We start from the raw sequence: 14,537 nt of genomic DNA, 5'->3' as shown, positions 1-14,537 counted from the left end.
ACCGTCTTCTTCGAGCATTCAGGGCTGCCATGTACAAGACCATCGAACAGCAAGTGCGCAGGAACGTCGCACCGCCGCAACTGCGCGAAGAATTCCGCCAGCACGACTTCGAAAGCCTGAAGTCGTTCAGCTTGCTGGTGTTCGTGCTGAGCCTGGGGATCTGGATACTGTTCGACCTGATCGTCAGCTACCAGGGCAATCAGGGCCTGACCTGGCTGTCGGCGCTGTTCATCGCGGTGATGGGCATGCTCACCATCATCCTCGGCTTCGTCCGCAAGGCGGCGCATTTCGATGTGCTCAACCTGGTGTTCATCGCCGTGATCACCCTGGCGGTGCGCCTGGTGATCGACGGCCTGCCGCAAGCGCTGCGCCCGGCCTGGATGGTGCTGGGCGCCTCGAGTGTGCTGTACAGCGTGTCGGTGCTGCCGGTGCGGCGCTGGTCGTTCCTGGCGACGATGCTGGTGACCTGGGTCAACCTCAACCCGTTCCAGGTCCCGGACATGCACCTGTTCGAGCTGCGTGGCAGCATGTTCGTCTGCTATGCGGTGTTTCTCAACGGCCTGACCCTGTACAGCTACCTGAAGATGCGCCGGGCCAAGCTGTACAACTTCTACATGGCCAAGCTGCTGCTCGAGCAAGCCTACGTCGATGCCCTGACCGAGATCCCCAACCGCCGTTCGTTCATGGCCAAGGCCGAAAAACACCTGCAGCAGGACGCGGCCGCCGCGCGCTACCTGGCGATGATCGACATCGACAACTTCAAGAAGGTCAACGACCAGTTCGGCCACGACATCGGCGACGTGGTGCTCAAGCGCATCGCCGCCGACATCAAGGCCTCGATGAGCGAATTCGAGTACGCACGGCTGGGCGGTGAAGAGTTCGTGATCTACGTCTGGGGGCTCAACCAGGCCGACGCCGAACGGCGCATCGACGCCCTGTGTCGGCGGGTCCGTGACGAAGTCGCCGAGCATCCGGTGACCATCAGTATCGGCCTGGCGCAAATCCTCGCCGAAGACACCCTGAGCAACGCCCTGGTCAAGGCCGACCAGGCGTTGTACGAGGCCAAGCGCAGTGGCAAGGACCGCTACGTGCTGTGGCGCGAGCCTCTCGGGTTGTAAGCCTTCAGCCCTTCGCGGCGGCCGCCAATGGCGCCGCGCCTTCGCCGAGATGCTCCCGCCACCCCTGCCGAGCCGCCTGGCAGCGAGTGCAAGCCTGCGGCCAACCGCGACCATCCTGCCGGTAAAGGCCGCAATCGTGCCGTCACAGCGGCTGTAGTAGTGCTCTGCCGGTCATCGCCAAGCCCCCTTGCGCTGCCTCTCAAAGCCCCCGCCCGCGTGCACTTGCAGATCATTTGCGCCGCTCTACGCTGCAATTTCGCGCAACCCCGGACAGAGGAACACTCGAATGGATTCGAAGATCACCAGCGAAACCGGCCACCCCTTGACCGCAGGCCAACTGTGCATGTGGTTCAACGCCCAGCTTGCCCCACCCCAGACCAACATGAACCTGGCGGAGTCCGTCGACATATTTGGCGCGGTGGACGTCGAGCGCTTCATGACCGCCCTGCGCCGAGTGGCTGATGAGGCCGAAGCGGTGCGGCTGAACTTCGTTGACAGCGCCGAAGGCCCGCGGCAACTGCTGGCCCCGCGATTCAGGGGGGAACTGCCGTTTCTCGACTTCAGCACGGCGGATGATCCACGGGCCAGTGCCGATGCCTGGATGCATGACGACATCCAGCGCCGCGTCGACCTGGGCTGCGACCCGCTGTGGATGTCGGCGCTGCTCAAGCTGGGCCCGGCGCATTTTGTCTGGTACCAGCGCCCGCACCACATCATCCTCGACGGCTTTGGCGCCGGGTTGCTGGTGCGGCGCCTGGCCGACACCTACCAGGCCCTCGGCGAAGGCCAGCCGGTGTCCGCCGCCAGCGCCTTGCTGCCGATCAGCGAACTGGCCGAACAAGACAGCGAGTATCGCCAGTCGGAGCGCTTTCAGCGTGACCGCGAGTACTGGATGCAGCGCTTCGCCGACCTGCCGGCGCCGATGAGCCTGGCGCGCCAGCGCACCCTCAACCACGACGGCCTGCTGCGCCGCACCGCCCACCTGCCCGCGGCCAGGGTCGACGCCCTGCGCCAGCGCGCCAGCGAACTGGGCAGCACCTTGCCGCAGATCCTCACCGCCGCCACCGCCGCCTACCTCTATCGGGCCACCGGCAACCAGGACATGGTCATCGGTGTGCCGCTCAGCGCCCGGCGCAACGCACGCATGCGCCAGGTGCCGGGCATGGTCGCCAACGCCATGCCGATGCGCCTGAGCATGCGCCCGGACATGAGCCTGGCCGAGCTGGTCCAGGAGGTATCGCGGCAAATGCGCCAGTTGCTGCGCCACCAGTCATACCGCTACGAGCACCTGCGCAACGACCTGGGCCTGCACGGGGCTCATCAGCAGCTGTTCACCACCCTGGTCAATATCGAGCCCTTCGACTACGCCATTGCCTTCGACGGCCACCCTACCCGCGCACGCAACCTGTCCAACGGCACCACCGACGATTTGGGCATCTTCTTCTATGAGCGCGGCCTGGGCCAGGACCTGCAGTTCGATTTCGACGCCAACCCCGGGCTTTACAGCGCCCAGGCACTGGCCGAACACCAGCAGCGCCTGCTCAAGGTGTTCGACGCGCTGATTGAACAGCCCCAACAGATGGTTGCCCGCATCGAACTGCTGAGCGACGAACAGCACCAGCAGTTGCACGCCTGGAACCGCACCGCGGTGGACTACTCGCCGTGGCAGCCGGTCAGCCAACTGATCGAACAGCAGGCCCGGCGCACACCCGATGCCTGCGCGCTGCTGTTCGCCAACCAGCAGCTCAGCTACGGGCGCCTGAACCAGCAGGCCAATCGCCTGGCCAATCGTCTGCAACAGCACGGCATCGGCGCCGACAGCCTGGTCGCCATCGCCATGCCGCGCTCGCTGGAACTGGTGATCGGCCTGCTGGCCATCCTCAAGGCCGGCGCCGCTTATGTGCCGCTGGACCTGGAGCTGCCGCGCGAGCGACTGCGCTTCATGATCGAGGACAGCGCAGTCCAGTTGTTGCTGACAGCGCAGGCGTACAGCGGCCTTGGCGCCAATCTTGCCCCTGAACTGATGCTCGATGACCTGCTGGACGATGAGCACGGCAACGACGATACCCCCCTCAGCCACGTGCAAGGCAGCAACCTCGCCTACCTGATCTACACCTCCGGCTCCACCGGCCAGCCCAAGGGTGCCGGCAACAGCCATGAGGCCTTGTACAACCGGTTGATGTGGATGCAGGCGGCCTACCCGTTGACGAGCGCCGACACTGTGCTGCAGAAGACCCCTGGTGGCTTTGACGTGTCGGTCTGGGAGTTCTTCTGGCCGTTGATGAGCGGTGCCCGCCTGGCCATCGCCGAGCCCGGGGCCCACCGCGACCCGCAACAGTTGCTGGCGCTGATCGAGCGCTACCAGGTCACCACCCTGCACTTCGTGCCGTCGATGCTGCAGGTGTTTGTGCCCGAGCTCCAACCCGGCCAGGGCCAAAGCCTGCGGCACATCATCTGCAGCGGCGAAGCGCTGCCCGCCGAGCTGCAGCACCAGGTGCTGCAGGCGCTGCCCAATACCGCCCTGCACAACCTCTATGGCCCCACCGAAGCGGCCATCGATGTCAGTCACTGGACTTGTCGCGACGATGGTAGCCACAGCGTGCCGATCGGCCAACCGATCGCCAACCTGCAGGCCTATGTGCTCGACAGCAGCCTGCACCAGCAGGCAATCGGCAGCCCTGGTGAGCTGTACCTGGGCGGCATCGGCCTGGCCCGGGGTTATCACCGCCGCCCGGGGCTGACCGCCGAGCGCTTTGTCGCCAACCCGTTCGGGCCGCCCGGCAGCCGCCTGTACCGTACCGGCGACCTGGCACTGTGGCGCGCCGACGGCCAGCTTGAATACCTCGGGCGGGTTGATCAGCAGGTCAAGCTGCGCGGCCTGCGCATCGAGCTCGGCGAGATCGAGCACCTGCTGGCCAGCCATCCGCAAATTGCCCGCTGTACGGTGCAGGTGCGCGAAGACTGCCCCGGCCAGCAACAACTGGTGGCCTACCTGGTGCTGGCCGGTGAGCAGGCGCTGGACCTGGGCCAGCTTGGCTATTACCTGGGCGAGCGCCTGCCCGAGTACATGGTGCCCAAGGTATTTGTGGTGCTGGCGCAACTGCCGTGCACCGCCAATGGCAAGCTCGACCGCCGGGCGCTGCCGGTGCCGGCGCAGCACCTGCAGGCACAACGCCCCGCCGAGCCTGCGCAAGGCCCGCTCGAACAGGCCTTGGTGCAGATCTGGAGTGAACTGCTACAGCGCCAGGGTATCGACCGCAACAGCCACTTCTTCGAACTGGGCGGCCATTCGATCCTGGCAGTGCAAGTCGCCGCACGCTTGCGCCAGCAACTGGGCATAGAAGTGATGCCCACCGATCTGTTCACCCGCCCGGTGCTGCACCAGTTTGCCGAGCAGCTCCAGCGCAGCGCGGACCTGGCCCGTCCTGGCGACCCGTTCACGGTGCTGCTGGAACTGCGCAGCGAGGGCAGCCAGGCGCCGCTGTTCTGCCTGCCGCCGGGCGGCGGCCTGGGCTGGCCTTACGCGGCGCTCAGTGGTTACCTGCCCGACCGCCCGCTGTATGCCCTGCAGGCTCGCGGCCTGCGCAACCCGGGGCTGCGCCCGCAGAGCGTCGAAGCCTGCGCCAGCGACTACCTGGCGCAGATCCGCAAGGTCCAGCCGGTTGGCCCGTACCATTTGCTCGGCTGGTCATTCGGCTGCCATGTCGCCCACGCCGTGGCCACCTTGCTGCAGCGCGAGGGCGAGTCAGTGGCACTGCTGGCGCTGCTCGACGGCTACCCGCTGCAACCTCACAGCCAGGTCCCGCAACTGAGCGACCAACAACTGCTGGCCCTGCTGATCGGCACCCTGACCAACAGCCCGGCAGACTTCAGCCAGCCCTTGCAACCGATCGCCGAGCAGCGCCGTTACCTGGCCGAAGTGCTCAACCTGGAAGGCGCGATCGTCCAGGCCTTCTGCGATGAAGTGCGCCAGACCGTGCCGTTGATGGAGCGTTTCAAACCGCAGGTGTTTGCCGGCGAGGTGTTGTTCCTGCGCGCTACCGAAGGGCTGCGTGACGCCCTGTGGCAAGACCCCGAGCACTGGCGCGCCCACGTCGATGGCCGGTTGCAGGTCCACGATATTGCCTGCATGCACGAAAACATGCTGCGTGCTGACGCCGTGGCGCAGATCGCACCGCTGCTGGCCAGGTCCCTGCAGGCCAGCGAAAGCGCCCGCCGTGCCCAGGAGGTGAACCCATGAACAGCCCATTCGACAACCCGCAAGGGCAATTCCAGGTGCTGCGCAATCACTTGCACCAGCACAGCCTGTGGCCAGCCTACCTGCCCTGCCCGCCCGGCTGGCAAGCGGTGTTCGGCCCGCAGCGCAAAGCGCTGTGCCTGGACTACGTCGAGCAGCACTGGCGCGACTTGCGCCCGCGCCGCTAGCCGCGCGGCAGCCTGATCTTGAACTGCGCACCGCCCAGCGCCGACTGCCCGACCGTCAGGGTGCCGCCCTGGCCTTCGATGGCCCGGCGGCTGATCGCCAGGCCCAGGCCGAAGCCGCCGGTGGTGCGGTCGCGGCTGCGGTCCAGGCGGTAGAACGGCTGGAAGATCAGCTCGCGCTGGTCGTGGGGGATGCCGATGCCGTTGTCCTCCACGGTCAGCAGGCAATGGCCCTGGGGGTCGAGGCTCAGGCGCAGGAGGATCTGCCCGTCGCAGTAGCGCATGGCGTTGCGTACCAGGTTCTGCAAGGCACGGGCGGTCAGTCGTGGGTCTAGGATGAAGCGCGGCAGGTTGTCGTCGGCGCGCACCTGCCATTCGATGCCACGGCCATCGAGCTCTTCGGCAAAGCTGCCGAGGATGCTGTCGACCAACTCCAGCAGCGACACCTCGACCCGCTCGCGGGCCTGGTCGGCGTTCTGCAGACGGCTGTAGGACAACAGCTCGAGCACCAGTTCATCCAGCTCGCGCACATGGCCGACCAGTTCCAGCAGGCGCTTGCGGCAGTTGGGCGGGACTTCGTCAAACAGCAGCACCAGGCCAAAATCCAGGCGCGTCAGCGGCGTGCGCAGCTCATGGGACACGGCATTGAGCAGTTCGCGCTGCTGGGTCAGCAGGCGTTCGACGTCCTGGGCCATGGTGTCGAACACCTGGGCCAGTTCGCCGATGTTCGAGCGCGGCGGAATATGCGTGCGCTGCGACAGCTCGCCCTGGCCCAGACGCCGGGCGGTTTCCTTGAGCCGTTCAAGGTCGCGCCAGTGCGGCCAGACCCAGAACAGCAGGCAGCCGAGCAAGGCGGCGCCGATCAGCACGGTCACCACCCACGACAGCAGGCTGATGTCCAGAGGATCGGGCGGATTGCTCAGTTCTACCAGCCAGGTGTCGTCCAGTGGTGCCAGGGCGGTCTCGTAGTAGCCCCAGTCGCCCAGGCGCACCACGTTCAGGCCGGCCTTGAGGCGGTCGCGCTCCGCATAGCTGAGGCCAATCTGGTCCTGGCGGCGCAGTTGGATTTCCAGCGGGGCGAAATCCGCCGCCAGTTCCTTGGCCTTGGCCGGCCATTCACGGCTCGGCACCTGCTCGAACTGCTTGACGATCAAGCGTTGCACGCCACGGGCCTGGTCAAGGTTGTAGGCAATGAAACGCTGGTGAAAGGCGCCGACGATGGCATCGGGAATCAAAAAGATCGCCCCGGCATAGGCGACGATGGTGATCAGGTAGAGGCGGATAAGGATTTTCAGCATGAGCCGCTAGAACTCCCACTCGACCCGGCTGAACAGATACCCCTTGCCCCACACGGTCTTGATCTTGCGCGCCTCGCCGGCGCTGTCGTCGAACTTGCGCCGCAGCTTGGAAATCGCCACGTCCACCGAGCGGTCGGTGCCGTTGAACTCGATGCCGCGCAGTTGCTGGAGGATGCGGTCGCGGCTGAGCACCACGCCAGCATTGCGCGCCAGCACCACCAGCAGATTGAATTCACCGCTGGACAGCTCCACCGGCTGCTCGCGCCAGAACACATTGCGCTCGGCCAGATCGATGCGCAGGCCGCCGACCACGATCAGGTCGCTCTCAAGGCGTGGCTCGTTGATGCTGCTGCGGCGCAGCAAGGTGCGTATCCGCGCCAGCAGCACCCGTGGTTCGCACGGTTTGGTCACGTAGTCGTCGGCGCCCATTTCCAGGCCCAGCACCTGGTCGTGGCTATCGTCGCGGGCGGTCAGCATGAGGATCGGCAGGGCCTGGGACTCGGCGCGCAACAGCCGGCACACCTGCAGGCCGTCGAGGCCCGGCAGCATCAGGTCGAGGATCACCAGGTCCGGTTTGTTGCGCCGCGCCTCGGCCAGCACGTGATCGCCACGGGCAATCACGCTGACGCTGAAGTCGTTGCGCTGCAAGTAGCTGGCGATCAGTTCGGACAGGGCGCAGTCGTCTTCGACCAGGAGAATATTGGGCATGGGCAGTTTGACAGGCTGGGAAAGTCAGGCAGGATATAAGAGCTCACGCGCTCGCAGGATAAAGCTTCACACTTTTTTACACATGGCCTACACAGCTTAACTGTTGCCCGTCGGTCGCCTGCCTTAGCATTGCCGGGTCATTTTCGGAAGATCCGCATGTCCAGTTCAAGTCCCGCCCGTCTGCGCGCCCTGGCGCCGCTGTTGTTGATCACTTTCGCCCTGAGCGCCTGCGACGACAAATCGCCTGCCGAAGAAAAGGCCCCGCCCAGCGCAGTGCGGGTCGAGACCGTGCAGGTGCAGCCGCTGGCGATCACCACCGAGCTCAATGGCCGCATCCTCGCCCCGCGCACTGCCGAAGTGCGCGCGCGGGTGGCCGGTGTGGTGCTCAAGCGCGTGTACCGCGAAGGCAGCGACGTCAAACAGGGCGATGTGCTGTTTCGCATCGACCCGGCGCCGTTCCAGGCCGACTTCGACAGTGCCCGCGCCGCCCTGGCCCGCGCCGAGGCCACGCGCTACCAGGCGCGCCTGCAGGATCAGCGTTACCGCGAACTGATCGCCATCAATGCCATCAGCCGCCAGCAGCACGACGATGCCCGCGCCGCCTTCCTGCAGGCCGATGCCGACGTCGCCGCGGCCAAGGCGGCGCTTGAGCGAGCCAGGCTCAACCTCGGTTACGCCACCGTCACCGCGCCGATTTCCGGACGCATCGGCCGCGCCCTGGTGACCGAAGGGGCATTGGTCGGGCAGAACGAAACCACACCGCTGGCGACCATCCAGCAGCTCGACCCGATCCATGCCGACGTCACCCAGTCGACCCGCGAACTCAATGCCCTGCGCCGCGCCCTGCGTGCCGGCGAACTGCAGCAGGTGGGCCAGGACCAGGCCAGCGCGACGCTGATCCAGGACGACGGCACGCCCTACCCGCTGCCGGGCAAACTGCTGTTCTCGGACATCAGCGTCGACCCGAGCACCGGCCAGATCACCCTGCGCAGCGAGTTCCCCAACCCCGACCTCGACCTGCTGCCGGGCAGCTTCATCCGCGTGCGCCTGGAGCAGGCGGTCAAGCAGCAAGGCATCAGCGTGCCGCAGCGGGCCATCCTGCGCGACAGCGCCGGCAAGCCGAAGGTCATGCTGGTCGATGGCGAACAGCGCGTCAGCGAACGCCCGGTGGTGCTGGGCAGTGTGCAGAACGACCGCTGGATCGTCAGCGAAGGCCTGGCCCCCGGTGACCGGGTGGTGGTCGAAGGCCTGCAGCACATCAGCCCCGGCGACCAGGTAGAGGTCGACAACGCGGGCAAGGACGCCCTCCCCATCGTTCAGTCCAACGGCCAGTGAGGGCCTGATTCATGCCGCAGTTTTTCATTGACCGCCCGGTGTTCGCCTGGGTGGTCGCCTTGTTCATCCTGCTTGCCGGCGCCCTGGCCATCCCGCAGTTGCCGGTGGCCCAGTACCCCGACGTGGCGCCGCCGCAGGTGGAAATCTACGCCGTGTACCCGGGTGCCTCGGCGCAGACCATTGACGACAGCGTGGTCAGCCTGATCGAGGAAGAGCTCAACGGTGCCGACAACCTGCTCTATTTCAGCTCGCAAAGCAGCCTGGGCAGCGCCACCATCACTGCCACCTTCGAACCGGGCACCAACCCGGACCTGGCCCAGGTCGATGTGCAGAACCGCCTTAAAGTGGTCGAGTCGCGCTTGCCGCGCCCGGTCACCCAGCAAGGCCTGCAAGTCGAGAAAGTCTCCACCGGCTTCCTGCTGATGGTGACCCTCACGGCCATGGACGGCAGCCTTGACGAAGTCACCCTGAGCGATTTTCTCGCCCGCAACGTGATGAACGAGATCCGCCGTCTCAAGGGTGTCGGCAAGGCCCAGCTGTATGGTTCGGAGCGGGCCATGCGCATCTGGATCGACCCGGCCAGGCTGATCGGCTTCAACCTCACCCCCGATGACGTCAACGAGGCCATTGCCGCGCAAAACGCCCAGGTAGCGCCGGGCAGCATCGGCGACCTGCCGGGCACCGGCACCCAGGAAATCACCGCCAACGTGGTGATCAAGGGCCAGCTCAGCACGGTCCAGGAGTTCCAGGACATCGTCCTGCGCGCCAACCCCGATGGCTCGACCGTGACCATTGGCGATGTCGCCCGGGTCGAGATCGGCAGCCAGGAGTACCAGTACGGCACCCGCCTCAACGGCAAGCCGACCAGTGCCTTCAGCGTGCAGCTGTCGCCCGGCGCCAACGCCATGGAAACCGCGACCCTGGTGCAAGCCAAGCTCAGCGAGCTGTCGCGCTACCTGCCGCCGGGGGCCAAGTTCGACATCCCCTACGACACCTCGCCGTTCGTCAAGGTCTCGATCCAGCAGGTGATCACCACCCTGCTCGAAGCCATGGCCCTGGTGTTCGCGGTGATGTTCCTGTTCCTGCAGAACATCCGCTACACGCTGATCCCGACCCTGGTGGTGCCGGTGGCGCTGATGGGCACCTTTGCGGTGATGCTGTCGCTGGGCTTCTCGGTCAACGTCCTGACCCTGTTCGGCATGGTATTGGCCATCGGTATCCTGGTCGACGACGCCATCGTCGTGGTCGAGAACGTCGAGCGGATCATGAGCGAGGAAGGCCTGGCGCCGCGCGAGGCGACCAAAAAGGCCATGAGCCAGATCAGCGGAGCCATCGTCGGCATCACCCTGGTACTGGTGGCGGTATTCCTGCCGATGGCCTTCATGAAAGGCTCAGTGGGGGTCATCTATCAGCAGTTCTCGGTGTCGATGGCAGTGTCGATCCTGTTCTCGGCGTTCCTCGCCCTGAGCCTGACCCCGGCCCTGTGCGCGACCTTGCTCAAGCCGATTGCCAAGGGTTCGCACCACGAAAAAACCGGCTTCTTCGGCTGGTTCAACCGCCGCTTCGAGAGCATGACCAACGGCTACCAGCGCTGGGTGATCCAGGCCCTCAAGCGCAGCGGTCGCTACCTGCTGGTCTACGTGGTGCTGGTGGCCGGGCTGGTGTACGGCTTCAGCCAGTTGCCCTCCTCGTTCCTGCCCACCGAAGACCAGGGCTACACCATCACCGACATCCAGCTGCCGCCGGGGGCCAGCCGCGCCCGCACCGAACAGGTGGCGGCGCAAATCGAGGCGCACAACGCCACCGAACCTGGCGTGGGCAACAGCACGCTGATTCTCGGTTTCAGCTTCTCTGGCAACGGCCAGAACGCGGCGCTGGCATTCACTACCCTCAAGGACTGGTCCGAACGCGGCAGCGACGACAGCGCGCAATCGATCGCCGACCGCGCCAACGCCGCCTTCAGCCAGCTCAAGGACGCCATCGCCTATTCGGTGCTGCCACCGCCGGTGGACGGCCTGGGCACTTCCAGCGGTTTCGAGTTCCGCCTGCAGGACCGCGGTGGCCTCGGCCATGCCGGGCTGATGGCGGCGCGTGACCAGTTGCTCGCCGCCGCCGAGAAGAGCCCGGTGCTGGTCAACGTGCGCGAAAGCGCCCTGGCCGAAAGCCCGCAGGTGCAGCTGGAAGTCGACCGCAAGCAGGCCAACGCCCTGGGCGTATCGTTTGCCGATATCGGCAACGTGCTCAACACTGCGGTGGGTTCCAACTACGTCAACGACTTCCCCAACCAGGGGCGCATGCAGCGCGTGGTGGTGCAGGCCGAAGGCGACCAGCGCAGCCAGGTCGATGACCTGCTGAAAATTCACGTGCGCAACAGCAGCGGCAAGATGGTGCCCCTGTCGGCGTTCGTCCAGGCCAAGTGGATCACCGGCCCCGTGCAGCTGACCCGCTACAACGGCTACCCGGCGATTGCCGTGTCGGGCGAGCCGGCACCGGGCTATAGCTCCGGCGAGGCGATGAACGAGATCCAGCGCCTGGTCGACCAACTGCCCTTGGGCATGGGCCTGGAATGGACCGGGCTGTCGCTGCAGGAGCGCTTGTCCGGCTCCCAGGCGCCGATCCTCATGGCCTTGTCGCTGCTGGTGGTGTTCCTGTGCCTGGCGGCCTTGTACGAGAGCTGGTCGATCCCGACCTCGGTGCTGCTGGTGGTACCGCTGGGGGTGCTCGGCGCGGTGGTTGCGGTGAGCTTGCGCGGCATGCCCAACGATGTGTTCTTCAAGGTCGGCCTGATCACCCTGATCGGCCTGTCGGCGAAGAACGCCATCCTCATCATCGAGTTCGCCAAGAGCCTGGTCGATGAAGGCCACGACCTGGTCGATGCCACCGTGCAGGCGGCTCGCCTGCGCCTGCGGCCGATCGTCATGACCTCGCTGGCATTCATCCTCGGCGTGGTGCCCCTGGCAATTGCCAGCGGCGCAAGCTCCGCCAGCCAGCAGGCGATCGGTACCGGGGTGATCGGCGGCATGCTCAGCGCCACCCTGGCGGTGGTGTTCGTGCCGGTGTTCTTTGTTGTGGTGATGCGCCTGACCGGCAAACGCCGGGCCACGGCTCAAGCCCCTGCGCCAGAAGCCAGCGACAGCTGATCTGGACAGACCGCGGCGTGCATGGGAAGGTGAGCGGCTGATACTGCCAGGAACCCTGACCATGCCCGCCGCCCCGCCTCCCTGCTCCATCCTCATTCTTGCCGGTGGCCGTGGCCAGCGCATGGGCGGCCAGGACAAAGGCCTGCTCGACTGGCAGGGCCAGCCGCTGATCGCCCACATCCACGCCGTGGTGCGGCCGCTGACCGACGACCTGATCATCTCCTGCAACCGCAACCAGGACCGCTACCGGGCCTATGCCGATCAACTGGTCGGCGACGCCGAGGCGGACTTCCCCGGGCCGCTGGCCGGAGTACTGGCCGGGCTTGCAGTGGCGCGCCACGACTGGATGCTGGTGCTGGCCTGCGATGCGCCACTGATTGACCAGGCACTGATCCTTGAGCTGATGAACCTGGCCAATGACCAGCAGCAACCGGCGATGATTCGCCAGGGTGGTTACTGGCAGCCGATGTTCAGCCTGATCCCCTGCGCCTTGCGCAGCGACTTGCAGCACGCCTGGGACGCCGGCGACCGGGGGGTGCAGCGAACCTTGCGCCAGCATCCACTGCGGGCGCTGGAGTGCGCCGAGGGAGACCCGCGCCTGAGCAATTTCAATACCCCGGATTTTTTGCGCGGCTGATCGCGGGGTAAACTCAGTAGTCCTGCCCCGCCACCACCGTCGCCTGTTTACCCGGCTGTACGACGCGCTGGAATGCCGCTTTTACTTGCGCAGGCGTCACCGCCTCAAGCTGCTCGCGCCAGGTCACCAGGGTGTCGTCCGGCAGCTGGTTCAAGGCGACCTGCGCCACGTGCTCAAGCAGGCGCTGGCGGCTGGTACCGTCAAAATGGGCAAGCAAACGCGCCTTGGCCTCGTCCAGCTCCTCCGGGCTCGGGCCTTCGCTGACAAAGCGTGCCAACGCTTGATGAACCGCCTGCTCGGCCTGCTGCTGGTACCCGGCGCTCACTTCCACAGAGATCACAAACGCCCCGGCTTGCTGGCCCATGGCGAAATAGCTGGCCGACTGCCAACTGACATCACCGCCAAGCGCCTGGCCGATGGCCCGATTGAGCCGCGTCGGCCAGTGCTCGCCACCGAGAATGTCGCTGCCCAGCAGCAACGGGAAAAAGTCCGGGTCGCTACGCGGCACCGCCGGCTGGCCGATCTGTATCCAGATCGTGCCTTGCTGTGGCTCGATCTGCTGGTGGCTGGCCTGGCTCAGGGCCTGCACCTTGGGCAGCGCCGGCAATGCCGTGCACTGACCGCTCGGCAAGCGCCCCAGTACCGCGCTGGCCACGGCATCGGCCTGGGCCCGGTCAAGCTTGCCGACCAGGCTGACCGTGGCCCGGCACGGCAGCATCATTGCCGTGTAATAGCTGCGCAGATCTTCCATGCGGGTACGTTCGAGCATGGCCGGGGTCAGGGCATAGCCGAACGGCAGCGCGTATTCGTACAGGTCGATCTGCTTGTTGCGCTGCAGCCCCGGGCGGATCAGCTCGCGGGCATAAGGGTGGTCGCCGTACAGCGCCTGGGCAAAGCGATGCCCTACCCCGGGAAAACGCTTGGTGGTTTCACCGTTGACCTGGCGAATGTAATAGGGCTTGGCGCGAAACCAGATACTGCCGGCAAAGGCCGGCTCGGCAATCTGCCGGCCGAGCAAGGCGCTGGCCTCGGCCTGGCGCTGGGGGTTGTTATCGGTAATGGTCAGGATGTAGCTGAAACGGTCGGCATCGACCTGGGTATTGAGTTGGCTGTCCAGGCGCATCCAGTCCATGCGCAGCGCGTTGCCGTTCAGTTCCGGGGCGTCGCCCTGGGCGTGCACACCTTCCACCGCGAGGACCGCGCCAAGCACCGCCAGGCCCGGTTGGTCCTGTGGGTCGCGGCGGCTGCCGGCATCGAAGTCGACCTGGATCTGCAGGTCGCTGGCCTGGCTTTGCGCCAACAGGTAGACCCGCGCGCCACTGGGCTGGGTCCAGTGTTCAATGGCCAGGCTGTCGGCCGCCACGGCCGGGGCGATTGCGCTCAATCCCAACGCGCAGGTGAAGAGTCGTTCCATCAGGGTCATAGCAATTTCTCAAAGGACCAGGGCGCGGACGCTACGCACTTGGCTCGCGCAGATCAAGCCCGGGCACCGGCTGACACTGGCGCCGGCAGGCTTTATGCTCAGCCCCCCGCTTTTGAGAATGAAACAGATGCCAGCCCTGAGTGCCCGCGAGGTTTGCCAGCAACTGCGTGACGCCGCCCTCGGCGTTCGCCCGTTGCGCCGTGTCGGCGTTGAGGTCGATATCGACGGCTGGCGCCTGCGCCTGGATTTCGACGGCAACCACTTGCACCATTGCCTGGCCTGCCGCAGCAGCGATGGCCGTGAAGGCACGCTGGACAGCTGGCAATGGGGCACAGATCCGGTGAGCTTGCTCAGCACCTGGGAGCTGGCGCAGGTCGAGCGGTTGCTGCGACTACAAACAGCAAATTCAACACAGTGTTGATATTTAAAATTCACGTTGATAGCCTGTCTTCACCG

Annotated in this window: 10 protein-coding genes; 7 read left to right on the top strand and 3 right to left on the bottom strand. The window is 65.8% G+C overall.

Going from position 1 to position 14,537, the window contains the following annotated elements; all coding sequences use genetic code 11:
* Positions 1-29: 29 nt before the first annotated feature.
* The 3 genes from LOY54_RS12200 (at position 30) to LOY54_RS12190 (ending at position 5,543) form a co-directional block, all read left to right on the top strand.
* On the top strand, positions 30-1,118 hold the full coding sequence (locus LOY54_RS12200; protein ID WP_258610526.1) for a diguanylate cyclase: 1,089 nt from the start codon (positions 30-32) through the stop codon (positions 1,116-1,118).
* A 286-nt stretch (positions 1,119-1,404) separates the two neighbouring features.
* Positions 1,405-5,358, top strand: a complete 3,954-nt coding sequence (locus LOY54_RS12195; protein ID WP_258610525.1) for an amino acid adenylation domain-containing protein — start codon at positions 1,405-1,407, stop codon at positions 5,356-5,358.
* Positions 5,355-5,543, top strand: a complete 189-nt coding sequence (locus LOY54_RS12190; RefSeq protein ID WP_258610524.1) for an MbtH family protein — start codon at positions 5,355-5,357, stop codon at positions 5,541-5,543. Before LOY54_RS12195 ends, LOY54_RS12190 begins: the two co-directional genes overlap by 4 nt.
* On the opposite strand, the gene LOY54_RS12185 is transcribed toward LOY54_RS12190, so the two are convergent.
* Together LOY54_RS12185 and LOY54_RS12180 are read right to left on the bottom strand one after the other, a co-directional pair.
* Positions 5,540-6,838, bottom strand: coding sequence for an ATP-binding protein (locus LOY54_RS12185; protein ID WP_258610523.1), 1,299 nt, complete (start codon positions 6,836-6,838; stop codon positions 5,540-5,542). The genes LOY54_RS12190 and LOY54_RS12185 overlap by 4 nt on opposite strands.
* Before the next feature lie 6 nt (positions 6,839-6,844).
* Positions 6,845-7,546, bottom strand: coding sequence for a response regulator transcription factor (locus LOY54_RS12180; protein WP_045198685.1), 702 nt, complete (start codon positions 7,544-7,546; stop codon positions 6,845-6,847).
* Between the two features lie 156 nt (positions 7,547-7,702).
* On the opposite strand from LOY54_RS12180, the gene LOY54_RS12175 reads away from it, so the two are divergent.
* The 3 genes from LOY54_RS12175 to mobA all read left to right on the top strand — a co-directional run bounded on the left by LOY54_RS12175 (position 7,703) and on the right by mobA (position 12,658).
* On the top strand, positions 7,703-8,881 hold the full coding sequence (locus LOY54_RS12175; protein WP_093383439.1) for an efflux RND transporter periplasmic adaptor subunit: 1,179 nt from the start codon (positions 7,703-7,705) through the stop codon (positions 8,879-8,881).
* 11 nt (positions 8,882-8,892) lie between these two features.
* Complete coding sequence (locus tag LOY54_RS12170) at positions 8,893-12,021, top strand: efflux RND transporter permease subunit (RefSeq protein WP_258610522.1); 3,129 nt, start codon at positions 8,893-8,895, stop codon at positions 12,019-12,021.
* Between the two features lie 61 nt (positions 12,022-12,082).
* Positions 12,083-12,658, top strand: a complete 576-nt coding sequence (gene mobA, locus LOY54_RS12165) for a molybdenum cofactor guanylyltransferase MobA (RefSeq protein ID WP_258610521.1) — start codon at positions 12,083-12,085, stop codon at positions 12,656-12,658.
* 13 nt (positions 12,659-12,671) lie between these two features.
* On the opposite strand, the gene LOY54_RS12160 is transcribed toward mobA, so the two are convergent.
* Positions 12,672-14,072, bottom strand: a complete 1,401-nt coding sequence (locus tag LOY54_RS12160; protein WP_258610520.1) for a pitrilysin family protein — start codon at positions 14,070-14,072, stop codon at positions 12,672-12,674.
* A gap of 136 nt (positions 14,073-14,208) precedes the next feature.
* Between LOY54_RS12160 and LOY54_RS12155 the strand changes: the two genes are divergently transcribed.
* The gene (locus tag LOY54_RS12155; protein ID WP_258610519.1) at positions 14,209-14,502 is read left to right on the top strand and encodes a hypothetical protein; all 294 of its coding nucleotides are present in this window, start codon (positions 14,209-14,211) and stop codon (positions 14,500-14,502) included.
* Positions 14,503-14,537 lie beyond the last annotated feature (35 nt).

The sequence above is a fragment of the Pseudomonas sp. B21-032 genome, from assembly GCF_024748965.1.
GTDB lineage: Bacteria > Pseudomonadota > Gammaproteobacteria > Pseudomonadales > Pseudomonadaceae > Aquipseudomonas.
Note: the sequence above shows the minus strand (reverse complement) of the source record. Positions and strands in the feature narration are given on the sequence as shown.

What these genes read in the sequence shown, in the direction of transcription:
- LOY54_RS12200 (WP_258610526.1), top strand. Translation starts at nt 30, where the DNA reads ATGTACAAGACCATCGAACAGCAAGTGCGCAGGAACGTCGCACCGCCG.
- LOY54_RS12195 (WP_258610525.1), top strand. Translation starts at nt 1,405, where the DNA reads ATGGATTCGAAGATCACCAGCGAAACCGGCCACCCCTTGACCGCAGGC.
- LOY54_RS12190 (WP_258610524.1), top strand. Translation starts at nt 5,355, where the DNA reads ATGAACAGCCCATTCGACAACCCGCAAGGGCAATTCCAGGTGCTGCGC.
- LOY54_RS12185 (WP_258610523.1), bottom strand. Translation starts at nt 6,838, where the DNA reads ATGCTGAAAATCCTTATCCGCCTCTACCTGATCACCATCGTCGCCTAT.
- LOY54_RS12180 (WP_045198685.1), bottom strand. Translation starts at nt 7,546, where the DNA reads ATGCCCAATATTCTCCTGGTCGAAGACGACTGCGCCCTGTCCGAACTG.
- LOY54_RS12175 (WP_093383439.1), top strand. Translation starts at nt 7,703, where the DNA reads ATGTCCAGTTCAAGTCCCGCCCGTCTGCGCGCCCTGGCGCCGCTGTTG.
- LOY54_RS12170 (WP_258610522.1), top strand. Translation starts at nt 8,893, where the DNA reads ATGCCGCAGTTTTTCATTGACCGCCCGGTGTTCGCCTGGGTGGTCGCC.
- mobA (WP_258610521.1), top strand. Translation starts at nt 12,083, where the DNA reads ATGCCCGCCGCCCCGCCTCCCTGCTCCATCCTCATTCTTGCCGGTGGC.
- LOY54_RS12160 (WP_258610520.1), bottom strand. Translation starts at nt 14,072, where the DNA reads ATGGAACGACTCTTCACCTGCGCGTTGGGATTGAGCGCAATCGCCCCG.
- LOY54_RS12155 (WP_258610519.1), top strand. Translation starts at nt 14,209, where the DNA reads ATGCCAGCCCTGAGTGCCCGCGAGGTTTGCCAGCAACTGCGTGACGCC.